At 47.9% G+C, this 23632-nt stretch carries 15 protein-coding genes; 8 read left to right on the top strand and 7 right to left on the bottom strand.

Annotated features, from left to right (window positions below; all coding sequences use genetic code 11):
* Window positions 1-39: 39 nt before the first annotated feature.
* The gene (secDF, locus tag DF182_RS21955) at window positions 40-3204 is read right to left on the bottom strand and encodes a protein translocase subunit SecDF (protein ID WP_113617941.1); all 3165 of its coding nucleotides are present in this window, start codon (window positions 3202-3204) and stop codon (window positions 40-42) included.
* Window positions 3205-3419: 215 nt separating this feature from the next.
* On the opposite strand from secDF, the gene DF182_RS21950 reads away from it, so the two are divergent.
* The 4 genes from DF182_RS21950 to DF182_RS21935 all read left to right on the top strand — a co-directional run bounded on the left by DF182_RS21950 (window position 3420) and on the right by DF182_RS21935 (window position 7394).
* Window positions 3420-4634: a serine hydrolase gene (locus DF182_RS21950; RefSeq protein ID WP_113617940.1), complete on the top strand. Its 1215-nt coding sequence runs from the start codon at window positions 3420-3422 to the stop codon at window positions 4632-4634.
* A 26-nt stretch (window positions 4635-4660) separates the two neighbouring features.
* Complete coding sequence (locus DF182_RS21945; protein WP_113617939.1) at window positions 4661-5392, top strand: DUF4397 domain-containing protein; 732 nt, start codon at window positions 4661-4663, stop codon at window positions 5390-5392.
* 179 nt (window positions 5393-5571) lie between these two features.
* Window positions 5572-6765 carry a pyridoxal phosphate-dependent aminotransferase gene (locus DF182_RS21940; protein ID WP_113617938.1) on the top strand — a complete coding sequence of 398 codons (1194 nt, stop codon included), beginning with the start codon at window positions 5572-5574 and terminating at the stop codon, window positions 6763-6765.
* Window positions 6766-6875: 110 nt separating this feature from the next.
* Window positions 6876-7394 (top strand): DUF7935 family protein, encoded by a 519-nt coding sequence (locus DF182_RS21935; RefSeq protein ID WP_113617937.1) that lies wholly within the window; start codon window positions 6876-6878, stop codon window positions 7392-7394.
* Here DF182_RS21935 and DF182_RS21930 read toward each other — a convergent pair whose 3' ends face one another.
* Window positions 7395-8303: a M23 family metallopeptidase gene (locus DF182_RS21930; protein ID WP_113617936.1), complete on the bottom strand. Its 909-nt coding sequence runs from the start codon at window positions 8301-8303 to the stop codon at window positions 7395-7397.
* A gap of 94 nt (window positions 8304-8397) precedes the next feature.
* Between DF182_RS21930 and DF182_RS21925 the strand changes: the two genes are divergently transcribed.
* Both DF182_RS21925 and DF182_RS21920 read left to right on the top strand, forming a co-directional pair.
* Window positions 8398-9948, top strand: a complete 1551-nt coding sequence (locus tag DF182_RS21925) for an acyl-CoA mutase large subunit family protein (RefSeq protein WP_113617935.1) — start codon at window positions 8398-8400, stop codon at window positions 9946-9948.
* Window positions 9949-10064: 116 nt separating this feature from the next.
* Window positions 10065-10955: a class I SAM-dependent methyltransferase gene (locus DF182_RS21920; RefSeq protein WP_245957510.1), complete on the top strand. Its 891-nt coding sequence runs from the start codon at window positions 10065-10067 to the stop codon at window positions 10953-10955.
* A gap of 176 nt (window positions 10956-11131) precedes the next feature.
* On the opposite strand, the gene DF182_RS21915 is transcribed toward DF182_RS21920, so the two are convergent.
* Window positions 11132-13297: a S46 family peptidase gene (locus DF182_RS21915; protein WP_113617933.1), complete on the bottom strand. Its 2166-nt coding sequence runs from the start codon at window positions 13295-13297 to the stop codon at window positions 11132-11134.
* A 199-nt stretch (window positions 13298-13496) separates the two neighbouring features.
* On the opposite strand from DF182_RS21915, the gene DF182_RS21910 reads away from it, so the two are divergent.
* Window positions 13497-14246 (top strand): sensor histidine kinase, encoded by a 750-nt coding sequence (locus DF182_RS21910; protein ID WP_161964216.1) that lies wholly within the window; start codon window positions 13497-13499, stop codon window positions 14244-14246.
* A 142-nt stretch (window positions 14247-14388) separates the two neighbouring features.
* Here the strand turns inward: DF182_RS21910 and DF182_RS21905 are convergent, their stop codons facing one another.
* On the bottom strand, window positions 14389-15213 hold the full coding sequence (locus DF182_RS21905) for a M57 family metalloprotease (RefSeq protein ID WP_113617931.1): 825 nt from the start codon (window positions 15211-15213) through the stop codon (window positions 14389-14391).
* Window positions 15214-15731: 518 nt separating this feature from the next.
* On the opposite strand from DF182_RS21905, the gene DF182_RS21895 reads away from it, so the two are divergent.
* A complete protein-coding gene (locus tag DF182_RS21895; protein WP_113617929.1) occupies window positions 15732-18542 on the top strand; it encodes a S8 family serine peptidase in 2811 nt (936 codons plus the stop codon).
* Window positions 18543-18606: 64 nt separating this feature from the next.
* Here DF182_RS21895 and lpdA read toward each other — a convergent pair whose 3' ends face one another.
* The 3 genes from lpdA to DF182_RS21880 all read right to left on the bottom strand — a co-directional run bounded on the left by lpdA (window position 18607) and on the right by DF182_RS21880 (window position 23624).
* Window positions 18607-20013, bottom strand: a complete 1407-nt coding sequence (lpdA, locus tag DF182_RS21890) for a dihydrolipoyl dehydrogenase (RefSeq protein WP_113617928.1) — start codon at window positions 20011-20013, stop codon at window positions 18607-18609.
* A 156-nt stretch (window positions 20014-20169) separates the two neighbouring features.
* On the bottom strand, window positions 20170-20829 hold the full coding sequence (locus DF182_RS21885) for a LolA family protein (RefSeq protein ID WP_113617927.1): 660 nt from the start codon (window positions 20827-20829) through the stop codon (window positions 20170-20172).
* A 131-nt stretch (window positions 20830-20960) separates the two neighbouring features.
* Window positions 20961-23624 (bottom strand): FtsK/SpoIIIE family DNA translocase, encoded by a 2664-nt coding sequence (locus DF182_RS21880; RefSeq protein WP_113617926.1) that lies wholly within the window; start codon window positions 23622-23624, stop codon window positions 20961-20963.
* Window positions 23625-23632 lie beyond the last annotated feature (8 nt).

Genomic DNA, 23632 nt, shown 5'->3' with positions numbered 1-23632 from the left:
GTCAGCCCCTATCAAACATATTTTTCAGCTATCCCTTACCTATTTTTCAGCAGGTGTTGCTTTTTTAGCAGTGACAGCGATAGCATCGCCCTCATTGGACAGCTGGTTTTTCTTGTCGAAGTCTACCAGTACTGGCGCAGCTACGAAGATGGAAGAGTAAGTACCGGTGAGTACACCTATCAGCATAGCGAAGGCGAAACCGCGGGTTACTTCACCACCAAAGATGAACAGCACCAGGATGGTCAGGAATACAGTCAGAGACGTCATGATGGTACGGCTCAGGGTATCGTTGATCGCTTTGTTGATCACAGTATCCCTGTCTCTGCCATGAGCACCGGTTCTGAAGTATTCACGGATTCTGTCGAATACGATCACGGTATCGTTCATGGAGAAACCAATCACGGTCAGGATCGCAGCGATAAAGTGCTGGTCGATTTCCAGGGTGAAAGGAACGATGTCCTTAAACCAGGAGAACACGGCCAGGGTGAGCAATACGTCGTGCAGCAGGGAGAAGATAGTACCGATAGAGTACTGCCATTTGCTGAAACGGATCAGGATATACACGAAGATCACCAGGATAGAGAGTACAGTAGCTTTTACCGCTCCGGCGCGCAAGTCATCGGAGATGGTAGCTGATACTGTCTGGGAACCGATTACGTAGCGGGTGTTGAACACCTCCTGTGTAACAGAAGCTTCGTAATAAGGTTTCAGACCGTGGTACAGTTTGGTGATAACTTCCTGGTCAACCGCCAGATTCTGCTGCTCAATTTTGTAAGCAGTAGTGATGTTCAGCTGGTTGGTGTTACCAATAGTTTTTACAAATACTTCGCTTTGGAACTCTTTCTTCAGCACGTCAGCTACTTCCTGTCTGTTCATCGGTTTTTCGAAGCGAACAGTGAAGCTGCGACCACCGGAGAAGTCGATACCGTGGTCGAAACCATGGAAGAAGGAAGACACACCAGCTACCATTACGATAGCGGAGATGATGTAAGCATATTTACGTTTACCAACGAAGTCGAAGGCAGCGTGTTTAAATACTTTGCGGGAAATAGGCGTAAAGTATTCGAAGTGTCTCTTTTTGTTAGTCCACCAGTCAGTTACCATACGGGATACCAGGATACCGCAGAACAAGGACAGGAGCAAGCCGATGATCTGGGTGGTGGCGAAGCCGAGTACAGGACCTAAACCGAAGTAGAACAGGATGAATGCAGTGAGCAAGGAAGTAACGTGACCGTCGAGTACAGGCGCATAAGAGCGTTTGTAACCGAGGGAGATCGCGTCAGGGTAAGACTTGCCATGTGTGAGTTCGTCCTTGATCCTTTCGAAGATAATTACGTTGGTATCCACAGCCATACCGATGGTCAGTACCAGACCTGCGATACCAGCCATGGTAAGGGTAGCACCGAGAGATGCCAGGATACCGAAGGTAAACAGCAGGTTGAGAACCAGGGCGATATTAGCTACCCAGCCGGCGCTGTTGTAGTACACCAGCATCAGTACGAAGATGATCACGAAGGAGATCATGAAGGATTTACCACCAGCAGCGATAGATTCAGCACCGAGGGTAGGTCCTACGATCTGTTCCTGTACGATGCGTGCAGGAGCAGGCATTTTACCGGATTTCAGGATATTGGCCAGGTCGTTGGCTTCTTCGATGGTAAAGCTACCACTGATAGAAGAACGGCCACCGGCGATTTCACTCTGGATAGACGGGGCAGAGTAAACGATGTTATCGAGTACTACAGCCACGAAATTCAGGGTAGAAGGATCTTTCGGATTAGAAGGGGCCAGTTCACCGGTCAGTTTTTTCCACTCATGGGCACCGATGTTGTCCATGGTCATGCTGATTTCCGGCTGGTTGTTCTGGTCCATGTCCTGGCGTGCATCTACGATCCTTTCGCCGCCTACACGGGGAGCAGGGTTCGCAGGGTTTACTTTCAGCACGTATACAGACAGCGGACCGTATTTGTCTTCCTTGTTTTCAGGACCGAAAGCGAATACCGCGTCTTTAGGCAGGATGGCCTGAACAGCGGGCATTTGCAGGTAATGACGGAAGGTGGCAGTATCTTTAGGCAGGATACGACCGATGGAAGGGCTGGGGATCAGCGTTCCGGACTGCGGATCGATCATCGGGAACAGTACAGTGAACAGCGGGTTTTGTTTACGTTGTTCATTGAGGAGTTTTTCCTGAGATGCTTTACTGCTGTCTTTTACGGTTTTGCCGGTATCTTTTTTAGCCAGGTAGTCGCTCAGTTTACCTTCTTTGCTGGTATCAGCAGGGTTGGCAGCGGCAGTGGCATTGGTAGTGTCGGGAGTAGCTGGTTTTGCAGCAGCGCCACCGAGAGCGCTCCTGATGGCTTCGTTCATTGGGTTCAGCACATTCTGGAAGAAGTCGGGGCTGTTTTTGTAAACTTCCCTGAATTCCAGATTGGCGGTAGCCTGCAGGTATTTACGTACGCGTTCTGCGTTGTCAACACCGGCCAGTTCCACGGAGATCAGACCTTTATTCTCGTCCAGGCTGATATTAGGCTGGGCCACACCGAATTTGTCGATACGTTTTTGCAGTACGATATAGGTGTTTTTGATGGCAGCACGGGATTCTTTACGAATCATGTCCAGCACCTGCTGGTTGGAGGAGTTAAAGTTGATATCTTTCTGGTAGGCGTTAGCGAAGATGGTTGCCAGACGGCCCTGAGGAGCCACTTCAGCGTAAGTTTGCCCGAACAAAGTAACAAAATCAGCCTGGTTAGTCTTTTTGCGTTCTTCAGCCAGGTCCAGCGCTTTGTTAAAAGCAGGATCCTTGGACTGTCCGGAGAGGGCGCGGATCACATCTTCCACACTCACTTCCAGCACTACGTTCATACCACCTACGAGGTCGAGGCCGAGGTTCAACTCTTTTTCTTTGGCCTTGTTGTAGGTAACGTACCATGGAAACCCGGCAATCTGTTTATTGCTGGTGCTGTCCACGATCTCTTGTCTTCTTTGTTTAATAAATCCTTTCAGCGTATCTGAGTAGAATGCCTGCAGCTCTTTACTTGCAGGATATTTCTGCTCAGGGGTAGGGAATTGTTTGGAGACATCGGTCTCAGCCTTCTGCTCGATCTTCTTCTCATAGTTCCGCACCAAAAACGTGAAGGACAGTTGATACAAAGAGATAAGGATCAGTGCGATGGCAAAAAATCTTACCAGTCCTTTTAGTTGCATGTTGTTTGTTTCGGGTTTATAATATAAAATTTTTAAGAGTTGCAAAGATAGAATTTAAATTGATATATTAAAGCCCTTGTTAAAAGAGGCGCAAAATCAATATGTGATTGACTTTACGGGCTTGGTGACACCCTTCTTTCTAAATCTGCGATCCTGGTTTTTTCCTGTTTTTAAGAATATATCTTTGCTTTACACTCAGTAATACCGACAAATATATGCAAACCCAACATTATCCGACAAGAGATAATTTCCTTTTGGCTTTGCTGAAAAGTCAGAAAGGCCCTGTGGATAAGGTATTCAGGGATGCTACCGGTCACCGGCTGCAGATCCTTTACACCCGTATAGACCGGGACGAGCTGCAAAGACCGCATTTTACTGATTTTCACTATGGTATAGGCCAGCCATGTTATTGTTATCCGGCATCTACGGTCAAGCTCCCTGCAGCCTTACTGGCACTGGAAAAGCTGAACGATCTCGGTATTCCCGGGCTGGACCGTCATACGGCCATGTTTACCCGGCCGTTGCCAGGTATTAATCCCGGAGTGCTGCACGACTATTCTGCGGCTGGCAAGCTACCATCGATATCTCATTATATCAAAAAAATTTTTTTGGTCAGCGACAATGATGCCTTTAACCGGCTATATGAATTTATAGGTCAGGAGCCCTTCAACAGGCGTCTGTGGGAACTGGGGCATACCGGCGCAGAGATACGGCACCGGGTAGGCCTCCCTCTTCATATCGCCGCTAATATGCATACCAATGGGGTCTATTTCCAGACCGGAAGGAAGTTGCTCTATGATCAGCCCGATATGATAAGCAGCCTCCGCTTTCCCACCCGGCACGACCTGGCCGGTGAACAACATATCAACCATCATGGGAAACTGGAAAAAAGCCCCATGGACTTCTCCCACCGCAACAGATTACCGTTGACAGATCTTCACTGCATGATGCAGCAGTTATTTTTTCCGGAAACTGTAACAAATCCTTTCAAGCTCCGTTTAACGGATAATGATTACAGTTTTTTGTATCGTTGTATGTCCCAATACCCGGGAGAATCAACAGATCCGGTGTATGACCCGGGACAATATCATCCGGCATATGTGAAATTTCTGCTTTTCGGCGGACAACGAACAGCACATATACCCGACCATATCAGAATATTCAACAAACCGGGATGGGCCTACGGTTTTTTGACGGATACGGCGTATATAGTGGATTATGCCAATCATGTAGAGTTCCTGCTATCTGTTAGCCTTCTGGTGAACAAAAACGGGGTTCTGGGAGATGACCAGCAATCATTTGAAGAAACAGGTAAACCTTTTCTGAAGGCCATCGGTGAACTGATATATGAAGAAGAATTACAACGCAAAAAAATGAATCAACCAGACCTGAGCCGCTTCAGGAAACATAGTGGAACACAAATTTTATAAAAAACATACTAAAAAACTGAGAGCTAATGCTGATCAAAAAAAATCGCATATGGGCGGTAGCTGCCCTGCTGGGAGGAGTAATCGGACTTTCATCCTGTTTGAAACAGAACAACGATGTCACTCCCCCACGGATGAATTATACCGCTGCTATCATTAATGGCGCTTACCTTCCCTCCAGCCTGGACATCTTCAACAACAACGGCAAGATGAACGCGGTTGGTCCTTACAAAACCGGTAGTTCTGCTCCATTCCAGGACCGGCCCGGTGTACATACCTTCTCCTTCCGGAAAACCAACGGTATCGGACTGGACTCTGTAACTCAGCAATTTGACTCCACCAAGTTCTACACCATCATCACCTATAACGATGCCGCTAAAAACTTTGTGGCCAGGTACCAGGAGGAAAGTTTCGCCGGCCTGTCTAACAGCAAGGTGAACTTCCGCTTCCTCAACCTCAGTCCCAATGTAGGTCCGGTAGACCTGTACATCAACAAGAAAAAGGTTGCCAGCAATCAGGCTTTCTCACCAGTTGCCCCCTGGAATGCTGATGATCCGTATAGTGGCCTGGTGGAATATTACATTACCCTGCCCGGAGAAACCACTCCGCTGGTAAAAGGTACCTCCCGCCAGGACGCCAGCTCTACACAAGTACCTTTCCAGGCCGGATATGCTTACACCATTTACCTGGCCGGCGCCAAAGACAGCACCGGAGACAACAAACTGCAGCTGTGCTATCTGTCACATACTTCCAGCTTATAACATTTTCATACCATAAACCAGAAAGTCAAAGGAGCGAAGACCCGAATGGTCTTCGCTCCTTTGTTTGATCCCTGGCCATTTTCCTGTCCCCCGCACTCCTCCGTGACCTTACGGGAACACTGTCACTGCTTTTCTAGTTTTTTTATGTAGGTTTGTTGCGGTCAATCCAATGTTTAGATATGAATCAATTAGCAGAAAGGCTGTCACGGATTTCCGAGCCGCAAACAATTAAAATGGCCAAATTAGGCCGAGAGCTGAAAGCACAGGGGATAGATATCGTAGACCTTAGTATTGGAGAACCTGATTTTGACACGCCGGAACATATCCGGGATGCCGCCAAAAAGGCCATTGATGAAGGGTTTACGCATTATACGCCAGTAGCCGGTTATGCCGAGGTACGACAAGCCGTGGTGCACAAACTGAAACGTGATAACGGGCTTGACTATACGCCGGAACAGATTGTTGTGACCACCGGCGCCAAACAAAGCCTGGCCAACGCTGTACTGAGCATTGTGAATCCTGGTGATGAGGTAATTATCCCAACACCTTACTGGGTGACCTATTCCGAGCAGGTAGCCCTGTGCCAGGGAGTGGTAGTATTTGTACCCGCCAGCATTGAGAACAATTACAAAATCACACCGGAACAACTGGAAGCAGCCATCACGCCTAAAACCAGGCTGTTTATGTTCTCCTCGCCCTGCAACCCTACCGGTTCTGTATATTCCAAAGAAGAACTGGAAGGACTGGCAGCCGTATTTGCCAAACATCCGCAGATCTTTATCATCTCCGATGAGATTTATGAATATATCAACTACGTTGGTAAACACGAAAGTATTGCACAGTTCGGTGACCTGAAAAACCGTACTATCGTCATTAATGGCCTCAGTAAAGGTTTTGCTATGACCGGCTGGCGTCTTGGTTACCTGGCCGCTCCGCTGGAAATAGCCAAAGCCTGTGATAAAATACAGGCGCAGTTTACTTCCGCCACCTGCTCTATTACACAGCGTGCTGCCATCACCGCCCTTACCGGCGACCTGAGCACCGCAGAAGCCATGGTGTCAGAATTCAAAAACCGACGCGCCTTCATACATGAAGCACTGAAAAATATTCCGGGTATGATAGTGAATGACCCTGAAGGGGCCTTCTACATGTTCCCTGATATCAGTGCCTTCTTCAATAAATCTTATGAAGATACCCATATCCAAAATGCAGATGATCTCTGCATGTACCTCCTGCACAAAGCAAATGTGTCTGTGGTGACTGGTTCCGCTTTCCAGCAGCCGGCCTGCATTCGCCTCTCCTATGCCACCAGCATGGCTAATCTGGAGAAAGGCGCTGCCAGGTTAAAAGAATGGTTGGGCAAATTGAAATAATTACGGATTACGAATTACGAATGGCGTGGATCATTGCTACTTCATTCGTAATTCGTAAATCATAATAAATTTATTTTATATACATTTGCGCTTCAAAACGTTCCGATAAGATGAATTCCCAACAGCTATTGTATCTGGCACTTGCCATCGGCGCCTGTGCCGTTGTATACATGACCGTCCGTGATTTGTTCAAGAAAAAGAAGGAAGCACCTGCAGAAGACAAACCTGCTCCTGTAAACCAGGCCGTGTTACCACTTCAATTACAGGCTTATGAAAGACTTGCGCTGTATGTAGACCGTATTACGCCGCAAAGCCTGATAGGACGCATCTACCAGCCAGGCATCAGCGCCGTGGACATGCAGATATCCATGGTACAGAGCATCAAAACGGAATATGAGCACAATATCACCCAGCAGATCTACGTATCTACCATGACCTGGGAAGCGGTAAAAACGCTGAAAGAACAAACCATCTCCGTTATCAATCAGGTAGCGATTCAGTTACCACCAGAGGCACCAGCACTTGAGCTCAACCGTCAGCTGCTGGAAGTATTTATGCAGGCCGGCGAATCTCCGGCTGAGCTGACAGCCCAGATCATCAATACAGAAGCCAAGAAACTGATGAGATAATTACCTTACGCTGATCACTTCGTTCAGCAGGTATCCTTTTCCATTAAACAGCATGTATAAAGGCGGGGCCTGATACCAGGGCACGCCTGCTTTTTTTTCGTGGGCCTGTATATGCAGGTGAGGTTCGGTGCTGAAACCGGAATTACCGACACAACCCAGTGCCTCTCCCTGTTTTACATGCTGTCCTTCATGTACTACCACGCTGTGGCGTTTGAGGTGTCCTGCAAAAAAATAACAATCCGCTCCTTCCAGCAGTACCTGATTGGTGTTTTTCGGTCCCCTGTCCATTGCGGGCGGGATATTATCGGGGTTATCGCCATAGGCTCTCCTGACAATGCCATCACAAGGAGCATATACCGTGTCATTGAAAATCCAGTAATCACTGAGCTTGTGGGAAAAGACACTGGCTCCGCGGGTACCGCGGTCATCAATCTTTACGATGTCCATCGCGTATATTGCGCCACGCAGGCTGAAATGGAAGACATTGGTGGGAAGTCCTTTGCCGCCCTGCAGCACAAAATACCGTCCTGATTTAAGCGGAAAAGCCAGGTTGACCGTATGCGGCGTACCCGTAGTGCCGGTGAAATAAAGTGCTGTTATCATCAGTAATAATCCTGACAACAGCAGGTTAGCATTTCTCTTCCATACGGGCAATCGTGAAGTGGTATCTTTTTTTCTGCCGAAAGGCAGCATGATTAGCATCACCATCAGTAACACACCAAAAACATATTTGGTATAAACAGACAGGTATACCCAGGTACCATAGAGGTAAAGGAAAACTCCCAGCGACAGCCCCAGCAAAAGGATAGTATAGGAGCGGGCCAGCGGGCGATGGCCTGCGCGATAAAGCAGATACAAGCTAAACAGGGCCAGGGCCAAAGTAATAGATAATAAAGACCAGATAATCATAACGGGGCCAAACTTTACTGCAAATTATCAATATTTTTCCCGGCGGCGAAGTACGATAATAATTATGTAACATTGCAACGCTAGTTCAATAACCATGGAAAAGATCATTCAAACCGACTCCGGCATCAGGATCGCACCGCTGTATACGCAGCCTGTGGCGATGGATGAACTGCCTGGCGTCTTCCCGTTTACCCGCGGCATTCACGCCACGATGTACAGGGACAAACTATGGACCATGCGGCAGTATGCCGGTTTCAGCACGGCGGAAGAGTCCAACAAAAGATACCACTATCTCCTGAGCCAGGGCGTGATGGGCCTCAGCGTGGCTTTTGACCTCCCTACCCAGATAGGCTATGATTCAGACCATGCCATGTCTGAAGGAGAAGTTGGTAAAGTAGGTGTAGCTATCGATTCGCTGGATGATATGGAAATTCTTTTCAAAGGTATTTCCCTGGAACAGATCTCTACTTCCATGACCATTAATGCCACCGGTTTTATACTGCTGGCTCTCTATATCGCCCTTGCCAAAAAACAGGGCGCTGACCTGAAAAAGATCTCTGGCACTATACAAAACGATATCCTGAAAGAATACGCGGCCAGAGGCACTTTCATCTATCCTCCCAAACCTTCCATGCGCATCATCACCGATATCTTCGACTTTTGCAGCCGGGAAGTACCAAAGTGGAACACCATTTCCATTTCCGGATACCATATCCGTGAAGCAGGCGCCAATGCCGTACAGGAACTGGCATTCACGCTTTCTAACGGTAAGGCCTATCTGAAAGCAGCGCTGGAAAAAGGACTCGATATCAATGTATTTGCCAAACGTCTTTCTTTCTTTTTCAACGCACACAACCACCTCTTTGAAGAAGTGGCCAAGTTCCGTGCTGCCCGCCGTATGTGGGCCAGCATCACCCGGGAACTGGGTGCTACCGACCCGAAAGCACAGATGCTGCGTTTTCATACACAAACAGGTGGCAGTACATTGACAGCCCAACAGCCACATAACAATATTGTACGTGTGGCGGTTCAAACACTGGCAGCTACTATGGGCGGTACCCAGTCACTCCATACCAACGGATACGACGAAGCTCTCTCCCTCCCTACAGAAGAGGCTGCCCGTATCGCCCTGCGTACCCAGCAGATCATTGGTTATGAAAGTGGTGTGGCCGACACGGTTGACCCGCTGGCAGGCTCCTACTATGTAGAAGCCCTGACCAATGAAGTAGAAAACAAAGCCTGGGAGCTGATCCACAAAATAGATGCAATGGGTGGCGCTGTCAGCGCGATAGAACAAGGTTTCATTCAGGATGAAATCGCGCGAAGCGCCTATAAATATCAGCAGGAAGTGGAAAACAATGAAAAAATCATTGTTGGTGTCAACAAATTTGTTGCGGCAGACAATCAGCCGCCGGAAGTATTCCGCATTGATGACAGCATACGCCAGATGCAGTCTGACCGGCTAAAAGCCCTGCGCGCACGCCGTGACAACCAGGTCGCTGAACAATGCCTGCAACGCATCAGCGCAGCGGCGCAAACCACCGAAAACCTGATGCCGCTGGTCATTGATGCAGTGGAAAACTATTGTACACTGGGTGAAATAGCAGATGCCCTTCGTCATGTTTGGGGTGAATACAATGCCTAAACAATTACGAATTACGGGTTATCAATGACCAATGAATAATTTTTCCATTAATTCATAATTCGTAATTGACAATTCGTAGTTGAATTATATATTTTTGAGTCTAAAAAAATTTGAACTTGATCTATTACAATAGCTGTCCGCTTTGTGGTTCCTCACAAATACACGAAGCACTCTCCGCTAAAGACTATACTGTATCTAAAGAAACATTTCCCATATTTCATTGCGGAGGCTGTGGCGGCCGTTTTACTCAGCACGTGCCGGACAATGCCAACATAGGCCGGTATTATCAATCTGAAGAATACATCTCCCATTCTGAAACCAAACAAGGACTGATCAATCGCCTCTATCACAGTGTCCGTAAAATCACGTTGCGTTCCAAACAAAACTGGGTACGCTCTGCAGCCCGCATCAAACAGGGCAACCTGTTGGACATCGGCTGTGGTACCGGCGCTTTCCTTCATTATATGCAGACAGGCGGCTGGACCATTACCGGCCTCGAACCGGATGAAAATGCCCGCCATAATGCACAGACACTCTACAACATCACACCGCTTCCAATCGATCAGCTTTTCACGCTGCCGGAAAAACAATACGATGCTATCACCATGTGGCATGTGCTCGAACATGTTCATGAGCTGCACCGTTACCTGGACCGTATCCGTCAGCTGCTGAAACCCGGAGGCGCCTTGCTGATTGCAGTTCCCAACTACACCTCCTCCGATGCAACGCATTATGGTGAATACTGGGCTGCCTACGATGTGCCCCGCCATCTGTACCATTTCTCACCAGATTCCATGGCACAACTGCTGGCCCAGCACAACATCAAACTGATCAAAAAACACCCGATGGTATTTGACGGTTTTTATGTGAGTCTGCTGAGTGAAAAATATAAAACCGGTAAAAGCCGCCTCTTTGCTGGCTTCTTCCATGGCTTCCGATCTTACCGGAAAGGACTGAAAAACGTGGATAGGTGCAGTTCGATAGTATACGAATGCAACGTTGATTAATGCTGATGATGCTGATGCTCCTGATAAGCGAAGATTTTATTTGGTGATTGGAGCGAATAAAGCGAAGATTTTATTTTGGTGATTAAGCGAATAAAAGCGAAGGGCCCATGAACTTTAATTCATGAGCCCTTCGCTTTTATCTCCATTTATCAGGAGCATCAGTTACATCACCTTCATCACGGTACTAATTTCATTTCATCTACCAGTCTGGTGCAACCTGCAAATTTGTCTACAATAAACAGTACATAGCGGATATCCACCATGATGTTACGGCAGATAGATGGGTCATAGTTGATGTCACTCATAGTGCCTTCCCAGGTACGGTCGAAGTTGAGACCAATCAGATGACCATTGGCATCGAGAGCCGGGCTACCGGAGTTACCGCCGGTGGTGTGGTTGCTGGCAATAAAACATACCGGCATTCTACCGTTAACACCATAACGGCCATAGTCTTTGTTTTTGTACAGGTCTCTGAGTTTGGCCGGCACATCAAATTCATAATCGCCGGGCACATATTTTTCCATTACACCATCGAGGTAAGTATAAAAATCATAGTGGATGGCATCGCGGGGGCTGTAGCCGTCTACTTTACCGTAGGTAACGCGCAGCGTACTGTTGGCATCCGGATAGAAACGTTTTTTACTGCCCATTACGTCCATCTGCGATTGCATATAAGTGCGCTGAAGACGGTTGATATTGCTCTGCAAATCGGCGAGTGGTTTGCTGACATTGTCTACAAAACCTTTGCGTAAAGCCATAGCCATACGGGTGGCCGGATCTTTCCACATCTGCGCTACAACAGCATTATATGGTTGCTGCACAAAAGCCTTGAGTTTATCCAGAGAAGTAAGACCAGACAGGTTAAATATTTTATCAGCCAGAGCGCGGCCATCATTGTTGCTTTCAGCGGACAGCTGCGCATATTCAGCGCCGGCGTATTGCTTGGGAACACCTTTACCATACAGTTCCAGCAGGCTGGCACATACATCGTGGTCTACCCGGGCATTGTAGTTTTTATAAAACGACTGCATAGACTCCAGGAACTGCTGACGCAGTGATTCATATTGCCCCTCTCCTTTCTCACGTACGTCGGCGAGGAAATCTATCAGGCGGTCAGCTGCAGTGAAAATCTCTGCATTTTTTACCAGTTCGCTGTAGTAATCGCGTGTCTGGGCGTAAGGCTGTATCTGGCGGTACAGTGCATTGAGGGTGTCCAGCACGCCGGCATATTGTTGTTTGAGTGTAGTGTTGCTATTAAGCAGCTGGCGGTAGGTAGCTTCGTACTGTTGTTTTTTGCTGATGCCATTGCTTTGTTTGATACCCAGCATCTCTCCCTGCCATTTTTTCCAGGCATTGGCGGTAGAAGCGTATTTGGCTGCGTATTGAATTTTGATCTGTTCGTCTTTACGCATATAGCCATCCATGATTTTAAGGGCGGCATCACGCATTTCTACTTTGGCAGCATCCAGCACCTGTACGGTCTGTTTTACGGCCTCAGAAGGCAGGTATTCAGTAGTGCGGCCAGGGAAGCCCAGCACCATGGTAAAATCGTTGGGTTTCACACCTTTCATGGAGATAGGCAGGAAGTGTTTGGGTGTCAGTGGCACGTTGTCCTGAGAATAAGGAGCGGGGCGGCCATCTTTGCCGGCATATACGCGGAACATAGAGAAGTCGCCGGTATGACGGGGCCATACCCAGTTGTCTGTATCAGAGCCGAACTTACCGATGGAAGAAGGAGGAGCACCCACCAGGCGTACATCGCGATAGGTTTCGGTGACAAAGAGGAAATACTGGTTGCCTTCGAAGAAGGGTTTCACCATTGTTTCCTGCCAGGATTCCTTTTTGGCATTCTGTCTGATTTCGTTGATACGTTTATCGATGGCTGACTGACGCTCACGCTCACTCATGCCAGGTTTTACGTCCTGCAGGGCGGCTTTGGTAACATCATCGATCCGAACGATAAAAGAGACAAAAAGACCTGGGTTAGGCAGTTCTTCCGCGGCAGTTTTGGCCCAGAAACCATTTTCAAGGAAGTTATTCTGCAGAGAAGAATGCTTCTGGATAGCATCATAGCCGCAGTGGTGGTTAGTGAGCAGCAATCCCTGGGAAGAGATTACTTCTGCGGTACAGAAGCCACCAAAGCTAACGATAGCGTCTTTGAGGCTTCCCTTATTGATGTTGTAGATATCTGAGGCATTGATTTTCATCCCCATTCCCTTCATTTCTTTCTCATTAAGGCCGGACAGCAATTGAGGTAACCACATTCCTTCAGTGGCATAAGTCAGCTGGGAAAGCAGCAGGAGTGCTGCCATCACGAGTGGCTTCACGATTCGTTGCAACATATCTAATATTCTTTTTATAAAACCGGCAATTTACTACAATTCAGGGAGGGCAGAAAAGATAAACCTGTGTTTCTCATCATTCATCGATATAAAGCTGCAATTGATAGAGATATGGTAGGCCATACAATGGATTTGACGCAAATTCATATCAATTTCAGAATATCTGTTGAGCATGCTCCGGTCCAAAGTGATGATCATAATGTTGCATATAACCGGCTGGGCTATATGTATGAGCTTTCCGCTGCTCTTTGTCAGGGGGCAGGCCTGGTACAACCAGGTGCTGGCGGTGCTGTTGTCTGTTGTGTTGAGTCTTGCCATTGAAATCACCTGCCGGCGATGGCGCTCATCTGAGCATGCTTTACATCTCAAAGCCGGAAAAGCGGCGGCAGAGCTGTCATTTCTCAAATCACAGCTGCATCCGCACTTTCTGTTTAATACACTCAACAACATTTATTCACTAGCCATATTACAGCATGAATATACCGCACCCAGCATACTGAAGCTATCTAATATGATGCGGTATGCCACTACAGACACACATCGTGACTTTGTGTTATTACAGCGGGAAATAGAATGTATACATGATTATATAGACCTGCAGCAGCTGAGGCTTTCCGCCCGTACGCGGGTGAGGCTTTCCGTTTCGGGCAATCCGGGATTTAAATGTATTGCTCCGATGTTGTTGTTACCTTTTCTGGAAAATGCTTTCCGGAATGGTGTCAGCAGTCAGGAAACTTCTGACATTGTGATACAGCTTCAGACTACGGAGCAGGGCATCCACTTTTATTGCAGTAACAAACTTTTTTCGCAGGAAGTATCATCCGGTGAAACAGCCGAAGATATCAGCCATACACGGGAACGGTTGCAGCAACTGTATCCGCAGCGGCACCTGTTGCATACTGCAGCAGACAACGGCATATACACCGTGAAACTGGACCTCTATATTTAGACAGTGAGCAGGATGTGTGGGGCAAATAACACAGTGCAGTAAAATTGGCAAATACAGGCAAGCAGCGAAAGCAAGAGAGCAAAGCGCAGCAAAAAACTTTTTTGCGCGCAATGCTCTCTTTGCTCATGTATCGGGAAAAACCTTAGTGGTAGAGATAATTTAAGGCAATGACATCATTGGCATTAAATGTACGGTTGCCACCGTTGGAGCAGGCCAGCATCCAGGAATTTGCATCCGGAGTGGAAGGAGTACCAGGGATTTGAACAGCACCTACAGTTGAAGCGCCTTCGTTTACAGCAGAACCGCCGCAGCTATAAGAACGATCCATGTAGTCAGTATGACGCATACCGATACAGTGACCAATTTCATGCTGGATTACAGAACCTACGTAAAGCACATTAGGGTTAGAACCGTAAGCAGCTGCGTTAGTATTCATCTTAATGGTGCCATAAGGACTTCCACTGCTGGTAGGGAAACCGGAAGAGCCCAATGTAATGTAACCACCGCTGGGGCCCTGGTTAAAGCCCTGAATCGTGATGTTGGCGGTACCACTGGTAATGCGCTGGAAAGTAATACGCAGCCCCAGTCTGTTGTAACGTGCAATGGCAGTATCAGCACCAGCGATGAAAGCAGTACCCAGATTAGATACTTTTACTTTGATCACGCGGGGCAATGCTGTCACCAGTTGGTTGGTGCGATACTGTTCGTTATTAGCGATGCGAAGCGTAGGAGTACTAACTTTTTCATTCAATTGATCAGCAGTGAGCAGGATGTCACCTTCTACCAGGTAACCATCTTCTGTTTTACGAACGTTGTCGGTGCTAAAGCCATTGGCTTTAATTTGTGCCAGCACCTGGTCAGAAACGGGGTTGGGTTGGGATTCCTGTTGTGTGTTGTTTTTGTTACAGGAAGAAATCATGGCACCTGCGGCCAGACAGGTAATTACGGCGAGGATTTGTTTTTTCATCAGTTCGGATTTTGGTATAAAAAAGAAAAAATATTCCCTGGTCGGCTGTTATGTAACAGCCAACTTTTAAGATACATTCATGATGGTGACTATAGTGCTCATTTGCAGCCTCATTGCTACTGACAACAGTGCAATGCTACCAACAAACAACAAGTTGCATGGTGTTACATATCAGGAAAAAGCGGGCTCTCAGTGCTCTTCTTTTAGCAGACATATTACAGCTGGGGTACGTGTTAACAAATACCGGCATGCAAATTTTAATGATTGGCTATGATTCAGTAATTCCGGCGGACCCGGCGACTCAGACTTGCTCTTCAGTTAACCAATGGTTTATTGGTTTATATGGTTTTCTTAGATTTTCGTTGCTCGTTTTCAGTTAATTTATCGTGCTTCCAATATTACAACTTTCGTTTTAACTTAAAAAAAATATTTTGTGTGTTATACATAAAAAATTGTGTTGATAGAATTATTGCAGTAGTTTTAATTAACATCGTAATCATCTGTCGCCGCTAACCTGCATGAAAAAGATTATTACCAAAGTCTTGCCAATACTGGCACTACTGCTATCCCGCTATCAACCCGCCGCCGCCCAGCTAAGAGTGGCGGAAACAACGATACTACAACGCTATGCCCTTGATACTTTGACAGCACTCCCAACCAAGGTCCCACTGCTGGTAAAATTCATCAAGGTCCCGGACGAAAAAACCCTGGCCCGCTGTGGTGTTATCAAGGCCTTATCCGGCCAGCATTATATCGTACAGTCACTCCCGTTGGACAGTGCTCTCCTTAAAAAGGTGCAGTACAGTTATATCGCAGGGCCCAACCGGAAAGCTACCGATGCACTACTGGCAAAGCTGGAATCATTAAGGGCCACAGACAGTATTACAGTGCAGTTGTCTTACACAGGCGAACATTTTACCTCTCCCCTCACAACAGTGGTCCGTACCATTGCCACCTACCGGGTGGCGGTCGTAAAGGTGAGTAAAAAGGACTGGCCGGCGCTAATCAGTCGCACCGATATCATTGCGGCGGACATCATACAGCAACCGGCTTCTGAAATCATCATCAATACCATCAACCCTTATGTAAACCGTATTAACGTAGCGCAGCAACAGTTTCCACAGGTACGTGGAAAAAGTGTAACCGTTTCCGTTAAAGAAGATTTATTTGATACTACTGATATTGACCTTGTCGGAAGATATGTATTGTCTGCCGGCAGCTCCGATATTAATAGTCCTCATGCCACCATCATGGCCACACTGATTGCCGGTGCCGGCAACAGCGGTATCAAAGCGCTGGGTGTGGCACCCGCAGCCAGACTCAGTTCTGTTGGCTACGGCATGCTTTACCCCGACGATGCTACCTATTACCGGCAATTCGGGATCACAGTGCAGAACCATTCCTATGGCTCGGATACCAGTAACCGTTACGGAGCGGAGGCTGCAGCCTATGATCAGCATATACTGGAAGCTGATACGCTGGTACATGTATTTTCTTCCGGCAATGCGGGCGCTTCTGCAGCCAGAGATGGCCGCTACCAGGGCCTTCCCGCTTATGCTAATCTGACGGGCAACTATAAACACGCCAAAAATGTGCTTGTGGTGGGCGGTACCGACGCTAATTTCCAGGTGAGTGCATTATCTTCCAGAGGGCCGGCCTATGACGGAAGGATCAAACCGGAGGTAGTGGCCTATGGCCAGGACGGAACTTCCGGTGCAGCAGCGCTTACCAGCGGCATCGTTACGCTGTTGCAGGATGCCTACCGTCAGCAGCATGGAGTAGCTCCCTCATCTGCCCTCATCAAAGCTCTGCTGATCAACAGTGCTACATTACCAGCAGGTGTACGGCCCGCCTATACACACGGATACGGCAGTCTCCATGCGGCCGGAGCGCTGGCGACCCTTACCGCCGGACATTACCGGCAAGGGATGGTCACCACCAGCAGTGATGCAGCTTTCGATATACAGGTTCCTCCCGGTCTGCAGCAGGTAAAGATCACCCTCTACTGGAACGATCTCCCCGCCGCGCCCAACGCAGCACAGGCGCTTATTAACGATCTGGATATGCAGGTTGTTACCGCAGACAATAAAAGCTGGCGGCCCTGGGTACTCAATACCTTCCCTTCCCTTGACAGCCTGAAAAAGCCGGCCCAGAGAGGCATCGACAGTCTCAATAACACCGAACAGATCAGCATCGATCAACCAGCTGCCGGTAATCTGCATATCAGTATCACCAAACGCAGACTAGCTACCATCAGCCAGTCTTTCTATATCGTATACAGCTTCGAGACGCAGCCGTCTTTTGCCTGGCAGAACCCCGTGGCAGGCGCCATTCTGCTCGCAGCGCAACAAACACCTCTGCAATGGGAAACAACGTATAGTGGTAACGGTGCCCTCTCCTACAGCACCGACAACGGCTCCACCTGGAACACCATCGCATCGCAGGTACCGCTGCAACAGCCCTGGAACTGGGTAGTGCCACCACTTTTCAGTCAGGTGTTACTCAAACTAACGTTAACGGATACTTCATTTGTAAGCCCTCCCTGCTATATATCGCCACAGCTCACGCTGAACACAGGCTTTAACTGCAGCGACACCGCCCAGTTGTACTGGAACACCCTGCCCTCCGCCACCGGATACCAGGTGTATATCTACAATCAGGGTGTAATGAAACCTTATCAGCTGGTGAAGGACAGCTTCCTGTTTATTCCGAAAAGAACCGTCTCTTCGGTGTATTATGCAGTGAGTCCTGTTGCACCGGCAGGCTGGGAAGGCGCGCGGAGTTATGCAGTGGATTATACCCGACAGGGAGTGGGCTGTTATGTACAGACATTACTGGCCGACAAAACCACTGATAACCAGGTATGGCTGTCTTTATCCCTGGGCTCCACCTATCTGTTAAAAAATATTTACTGGGAAAGGTATTCGGTGACCGGCTGGACCCGGCTGGGTACGCAGCTTGTGAGTAACGCTACCAATTACAATTTTATGGACAGCCATCCCTATGAAGGTATTGTACAATACCGGGTGGCACTGGAAACTGTTGATGGCAGGATATTCTATTCGGATGTGGCAGTGGTGAACATCCTGTTGCAGCATGATATACTGGTGTTTCCCAACCCGGTTATCAGCCAGTTGTATATATTGGATGCCCAACCACGTAGCAGGCAGCTGGTGTTGATTGATATGAGTGGGCGGACCGTTATGCGGAGAACACTCAGCGATATGCAGGAAACCGTTAGTATGGACCGACTGCCTCCGGGTGTTTATCATTGCAGCATTTTCCTGGGCAACCAGCGCATTTATTCGGGGAAGATCGTCAAACAATAAGCTAAAGACATAAAAAAGGGCCGACCATTATCTGGTCGGCCCTTTGTATAGTAATATAAGTTTATTACAGGTGGATTGCTTCGCCGTAAGCTACTTCGATCGCATCTTTTACAGATTCGCTCATAGTAGGGTGCGGGTGGATAGCATCCAGCACTTCCTGGTAAGTAGTTTCCAGTTTGCGTGCTACAACTGTTTCAGCGATGATTTCAGTTACGTTGGCACCGATCATGTGGGTACCTAACCATTCGCCGTATTTAGCGTCGAAGATTACTTTTACGAAACCTTCGGTAGCGCCTGCGGCAGAAGCTTTACCGGAAGCAGAGAATGGGAATTTACCCACTTTCACTTCGTAGCCTGCTTCTTTAGCAGCTTTTTCAGTGTAGCCTACAGAAGCGATTTCAGGAGCGCAGTAAGTACATCCCGGAATGTTCATGTAGTCGATGGTTTCAGGTTTGTGAGCGTATTTTTTCTCGTTGTAAGCGATCGCTTCCACGCAAACGATACCTTCTTTAGAAGCTACGTGAGCCAGTGCCTGACCAGGAACCATGTCACCGATGGCGTAGATACCAGGAACATTGGTCTGGTAGTATTTATCTACTACTACGCGGCCTTTGTCGGTTTTGATACCCATTGTTTCGAGGCCGAGGTTTTCGATGTTAGCAGCGATACCTACAGCGCTCAGAACCACGTCTGCTTCCAGGGTGATTTCACCGGTCTGTGTTTTCACTTTTGCTTTCACGCCGTTACCAGCAGCTTCTACCGCTTCAACAGAAGCGTTAGTCATGATTTCGATACCTTTTTTCTTGTATATTTTTTCCAGTTCTTTGGAGATGTCTTCATCTTCCACCGGAACGATACGTGGCATGAACTCAACGATAGTTACTTTAGTACCGAGGGTAGCATAGAAGTAAGCGAACTCAACGCCGATAGCGCCGGAACCAACCACGATCATGGATTTAGGCTGCTGAGGCAGTACCATCGCCTGACGGTAGCCGATCACATTTTTACCATCGATCTTCAGGTTAGGCAGCTCACGGGCACGTGCACCGGTAGCCAGGATGATGTGTTTAGCTTCGTATACAGTAGCTTTACCTTCTTTGTCGGTAACTTCCACCTGTCCTTTCGCTTTCACTTTACCGTCGCCCATGAGGACGTCGATTTTATTTTTCTTCATCAGGAACTGAACGCCCCTGCTCATTTTATCAGCAACACCACGACTGCGCTTGATAACAGCTTCAAAATCAACTTTCGCATCTCCGATGGTGATACCGTAGTCTTTTGAATGCTGCGTATATTCGAATACCTGTGCTGTTTTTAATAACGCTTTGGTTGGAATACAGCCCCAGTTTAAACAGATACCACCCAGGCTCTCTCTTTCCACTACCGCGGTTTTAAATCCCAGCTGCGAAGCACGGATAGCAGCCACATATCCACCAGGGCCACTACCAATTACGATTACGTCGTATGCCATATTGTTTAATTTTAATTGAAACTTGCCAAAGGTAAAACAATAATTGGGAATTGCGAATTACGAATTTGGGCGAAGAAGTAAGCGGAGAAGGGACTTACCCGTTCTTCGATTACAACTTCGCCCATATTCACAATTTATGATCGGCGATTCACCATTTTATCTCAGATCCACTACTTCTACACCAGGATATTTTTTAGCATCAAATGTAAAGGTTGCATCCGTTACATTGGCATTAGGCGTAAAGCTGGTGATTTCGTATGTATAGTGGTTACCGTTTTTCTCGAACACCTTCATCTTGGCGATGCTCTGGTTCTTTTTGTCTACGGAAACGATTACCTTAAAAATATTCTTGGACTTATCTGTAGGCGTCAGCTCTATATTTTGCAGCACCTTACCTTTTTCATTGGTTTCTCCATCCAGGCGGTACAGATAGTCTTTATCGTAGAAGTTGGTGAAGAGCTTGGCAGGAGTCATAGCGCCGCTGCTCTGGTCTACATTGTTGATAGTCACTTCATTCACATCCTTGGCATATGTCCAGGAGGTTTTGTTATCGCTGATGATTTCCTGGCCGGGCAGGGTCACTTTATATTTGGCTCCTTTCAGGTAAACGGTGCCCTTTTTGGAGTCGTTTACGCCATTCTTGGCTCCTTCCACTCTGAGGACGAAATTCGCAACTACGCTTTTTAAAGATTTGAATTTATTGCTTACGCCATCCAGGACTGTTTTGGCTTTCGGATCGTTGGCTGCCTTAGACTGGGCCATGCCGCTGAAAACGATACCACTTAACAATAATCCTGTCAATACAAATTTCTTCATTGTAGATTTTTTTGATTTTCTAAACCTGCCATGTCAAATGCCATGCCGGTATATAATGGAGGTCTTTAATGGAGTGCGAAATTCGCGTTATTTTATCAAATGCGTAACACATCTCCCAAAAAATTAATACATTATAACAAATCGTTAAGGATTTCCTGTAGTTCGGATTCTGTCTTCACCAATACATCCCTCGCTTTGGAACCCATATTGGGCCCTACGATACCAGCCGCCTCCAGCTGGTCCATCAAACGACCCGCCCTGTTATATCCCAGCTTCATTCTCCGTTGCAGCAAAGACGTCGATCCCTGCTGGTTTTGAACGATCACCTGGGCTGCTTCTTCAAACAACGGATCTCTGTCAGCAAGGCTCAGCTCCTTACCATCAGTATCTTTATCATCTACATATTCCGGCAGCAGGAAAGCATCGGGGTAGCCTTTCTGATGTCCGATAAATTCGGCCACACTTTCCACCTCCGGTGTATCCACAAAGGCGCACTGCAGTCGGACCAGCTCCCCGTTGAAAGACACCAGCATGTCCCCTTGTCCTATCAGCTGCTCGGCGCCGCCGATATCCAGGATGGTGCGGGAGTCTATTTTGGAAGACACCTTAAAGGCCACACGAGCCGGGAAGTTGGCTTTAATAGTACCAGTAATGATATTCACAGACGGACGCTGGGTAGCAATGATCAGGTGGATACCTACCGCACGCGCCAGCTGGGCCAGACGGGCAATCGGCATTTCCACTTCCTTGCCGGCTGTCATGATCAGATCGGCAAACTCATCAACCACCAGTACAATGAAGGGCAGGTAACGATGGCCCTTCTGCGGATTGAGCCTGCGCTGGGTGAACTTGGCATTATACTCCCGGATATTACGGGTGCCCGCTTCCTTCAGCAGATCGTAACGCAGGTCCATCTCAATACACAGCGCATTGAGCGTATGGATCACCTTTTTGGTATCAGTGATAATGGCATCATCTTCTCCGGGCAGTTTGGCCAGAAAGTGCTTTTCTATCAGCTTATACAGCGACAGCTCTACCTTTTTAGGGTCTACCAGCACAAACTTCAGCTGGGAAGGATGTTTTTTATACAACAGCGATACCAGCAAGGTATTGATACCTACTGATTTACCCTGACCGGTAGCACCCGCCATCAGCAGGTGAGGCATTTTAGCCAGGTCAGCAATAAAGTTTTCGTTGTCGATTTTTTTACCCAGTGCTATGGGCAGGTCCATGGTACTGGACTGGAATTTCTCGGATGCCAGCAGATTTTTAAGGGATACAATACTCTTTTTGACATTGGGTACTTCAATACCGATGGTACCTTTACCCGGAATGGGCGCAATGATACGGATACCCAGAGCCGACAGGCTCAGCGCGATATCATCTTCCAGGTTTTTGATACGGGAGATACGCACGCCGGCGGCAGGCACAATCTCGTACAACGTAACGGTAGGACCTACCGTGGCGCTGATTTTCTGGATAGAAATATCGTAGTTTTTGAGGGTATCGATGATCTGGTTTTTGTTTTTCTCCAGCTCACCGGTATCCTGGACTATGATTTTATCAGCGTTGTGATTTTCGAGCAGATCGAGGCCCGGATAGCGGTAGTCGCGCAGATCCAGGGAAGGATCATAAGGATCTACAGGCACAGTGGGGCGCACTGTTGCCAGCTCTTCTGTATCGTCCTCTTCATCCTTAAATGTTTCCTTTATCTCAAATGCCACTTCTTCGGGCTGATTTCTTTTTTTAGGCGGTGCTGGTGCTTCTTCCAGCACTTCTTCCACATACAGAAGCGGGCCCGGGTCTTCTTCTTCCTCCTCTTCTTCTTCTATCATTTCCGGTTCCGGAGGTGCGGGCATTTTAGCCACCGGCGGCTGTGGTGGCGGTGTTGGCGCTACCGGGGGCATATAGGGCACGTGTGCAGGCATTACCGGTTCTACCTCCTTCTCAATCAGCTGCATGGGAATCTCTTCAACTTCTTCTTCTTCCTCCTGCAGTTGCGGGGCCATTGATACGTTGCCTTTCAGGCTGTTGCCTCTGGCGGGTTCCGGTACCGGAGCTGTTGCCTGCATGTTGGCAGCTGGCGTAGCCGGCACGGGACTGGTTGCCACTACAGGGGCTACCGGTGCGGGTTTAGGCGGTTTTACTTTTTTCTCCGGCCATTTAAAGTTGAAGTTAAATTTCCAGATGAGCCAGGAGAAACCGGCTACCAACAAGAGTAATGCGGTACCTGTTTTACCAACAAAGCCGGAAGTCCATTTATCGAGGGCATTGCCCAGTGCTCCACCCCATGGGAAATCGGCCCCGTTGGCCACAAAAGCCATGGACATGCTGATAAACAGAAGCCCAAAGATGATGTATTTGACATTGCGCCAAACGCGGAAAACACGGCGGCCTACAATAAAATTAACTCCTATGATAAAAAAGAAATAACAAAACAGGTAGGCTGCAATGCCCACCCCATTGTAAAAGAAGTTGTGTGACACGTAGGCTCCAAGACGGCCCAGCAGGTTATCCACTTTCACATCTCCGATGAGGAGTTCTTTGGTGGAATAGCGGAATACCTTGTCCTGGTCATCTTCCCAGGTGAACAGATAGGAGGTGAAGGCAATGAAGCAATAGACAGACAGCAGCAGGAAGAACACGCCCATAACTTTATGGGTGCGTTCATCTTTAACGAGTTCTTTTACTTTCACCTCAGGCTCCTTGTCTTTCTTCAGCACATCAGGATTGGGGGCGGGAGCCTTTGGCTTTTTGCTTTCCGGTTTTTCGGTTTTCAGTTTATTCTTGGACATAATTTAGC

Origin of the sequence: Chitinophaga flava, from assembly GCF_003308995.1 — a bacterium.
Lineage (GTDB): Bacteria > Bacteroidota > Bacteroidia > Chitinophagales > Chitinophagaceae > Chitinophaga > Chitinophaga flava.
This window is presented reverse-complemented; position numbering and strand designations above follow the sequence as displayed.

Excerpts from the sequence above, each read along its gene's own strand:
- secDF (WP_113617941.1), bottom strand. The coding sequence starts at position 3,204 with ATGCAACTAAAAGGACTGGTAAGATTTTTTGCCATCGCACTGATCCTT.
- DF182_RS21950 (WP_113617940.1), top strand. The coding sequence starts at position 3,420 with ATGCAAACCCAACATTATCCGACAAGAGATAATTTCCTTTTGGCTTTG.
- DF182_RS21945 (WP_113617939.1), top strand. The coding sequence starts at position 4,661 with ATGCTGATCAAAAAAAATCGCATATGGGCGGTAGCTGCCCTGCTGGGA.
- DF182_RS21940 (WP_113617938.1), top strand. The coding sequence starts at position 5,572 with ATGAATCAATTAGCAGAAAGGCTGTCACGGATTTCCGAGCCGCAAACA.
- DF182_RS21935 (WP_113617937.1), top strand. The coding sequence starts at position 6,876 with ATGAATTCCCAACAGCTATTGTATCTGGCACTTGCCATCGGCGCCTGT.
- DF182_RS21930 (WP_113617936.1), bottom strand. The coding sequence starts at position 8,303 with ATGATTATCTGGTCTTTATTATCTATTACTTTGGCCCTGGCCCTGTTT.
- DF182_RS21925 (WP_113617935.1), top strand. The coding sequence starts at position 8,398 with ATGGAAAAGATCATTCAAACCGACTCCGGCATCAGGATCGCACCGCTG.
- DF182_RS21915 (WP_113617933.1), bottom strand. The coding sequence starts at position 13,297 with ATGTTGCAACGAATCGTGAAGCCACTCGTGATGGCAGCACTCCTGCTG.
- DF182_RS21910 (WP_161964216.1), top strand. The coding sequence starts at position 13,497 with ATGTTGCATATAACCGGCTGGGCTATATGTATGAGCTTTCCGCTGCTC.
- DF182_RS21905 (WP_113617931.1), bottom strand. The coding sequence starts at position 15,213 with ATGAAAAAACAAATCCTCGCCGTAATTACCTGTCTGGCCGCAGGTGCC.
- DF182_RS21895 (WP_113617929.1), top strand. The coding sequence starts at position 15,732 with ATGAAAAAGATTATTACCAAAGTCTTGCCAATACTGGCACTACTGCTA.
- lpdA (WP_113617928.1), bottom strand. The coding sequence starts at position 20,013 with ATGGCATACGACGTAATCGTAATTGGTAGTGGCCCTGGTGGATATGTG.
- DF182_RS21885 (WP_113617927.1), bottom strand. The coding sequence starts at position 20,829 with ATGAAGAAATTTGTATTGACAGGATTATTGTTAAGTGGTATCGTTTTC.
- DF182_RS21880 (WP_113617926.1), bottom strand. The coding sequence starts at position 23,624 with ATGTCCAAGAATAAACTGAAAACCGAAAAACCGGAAAGCAAAAAGCCA.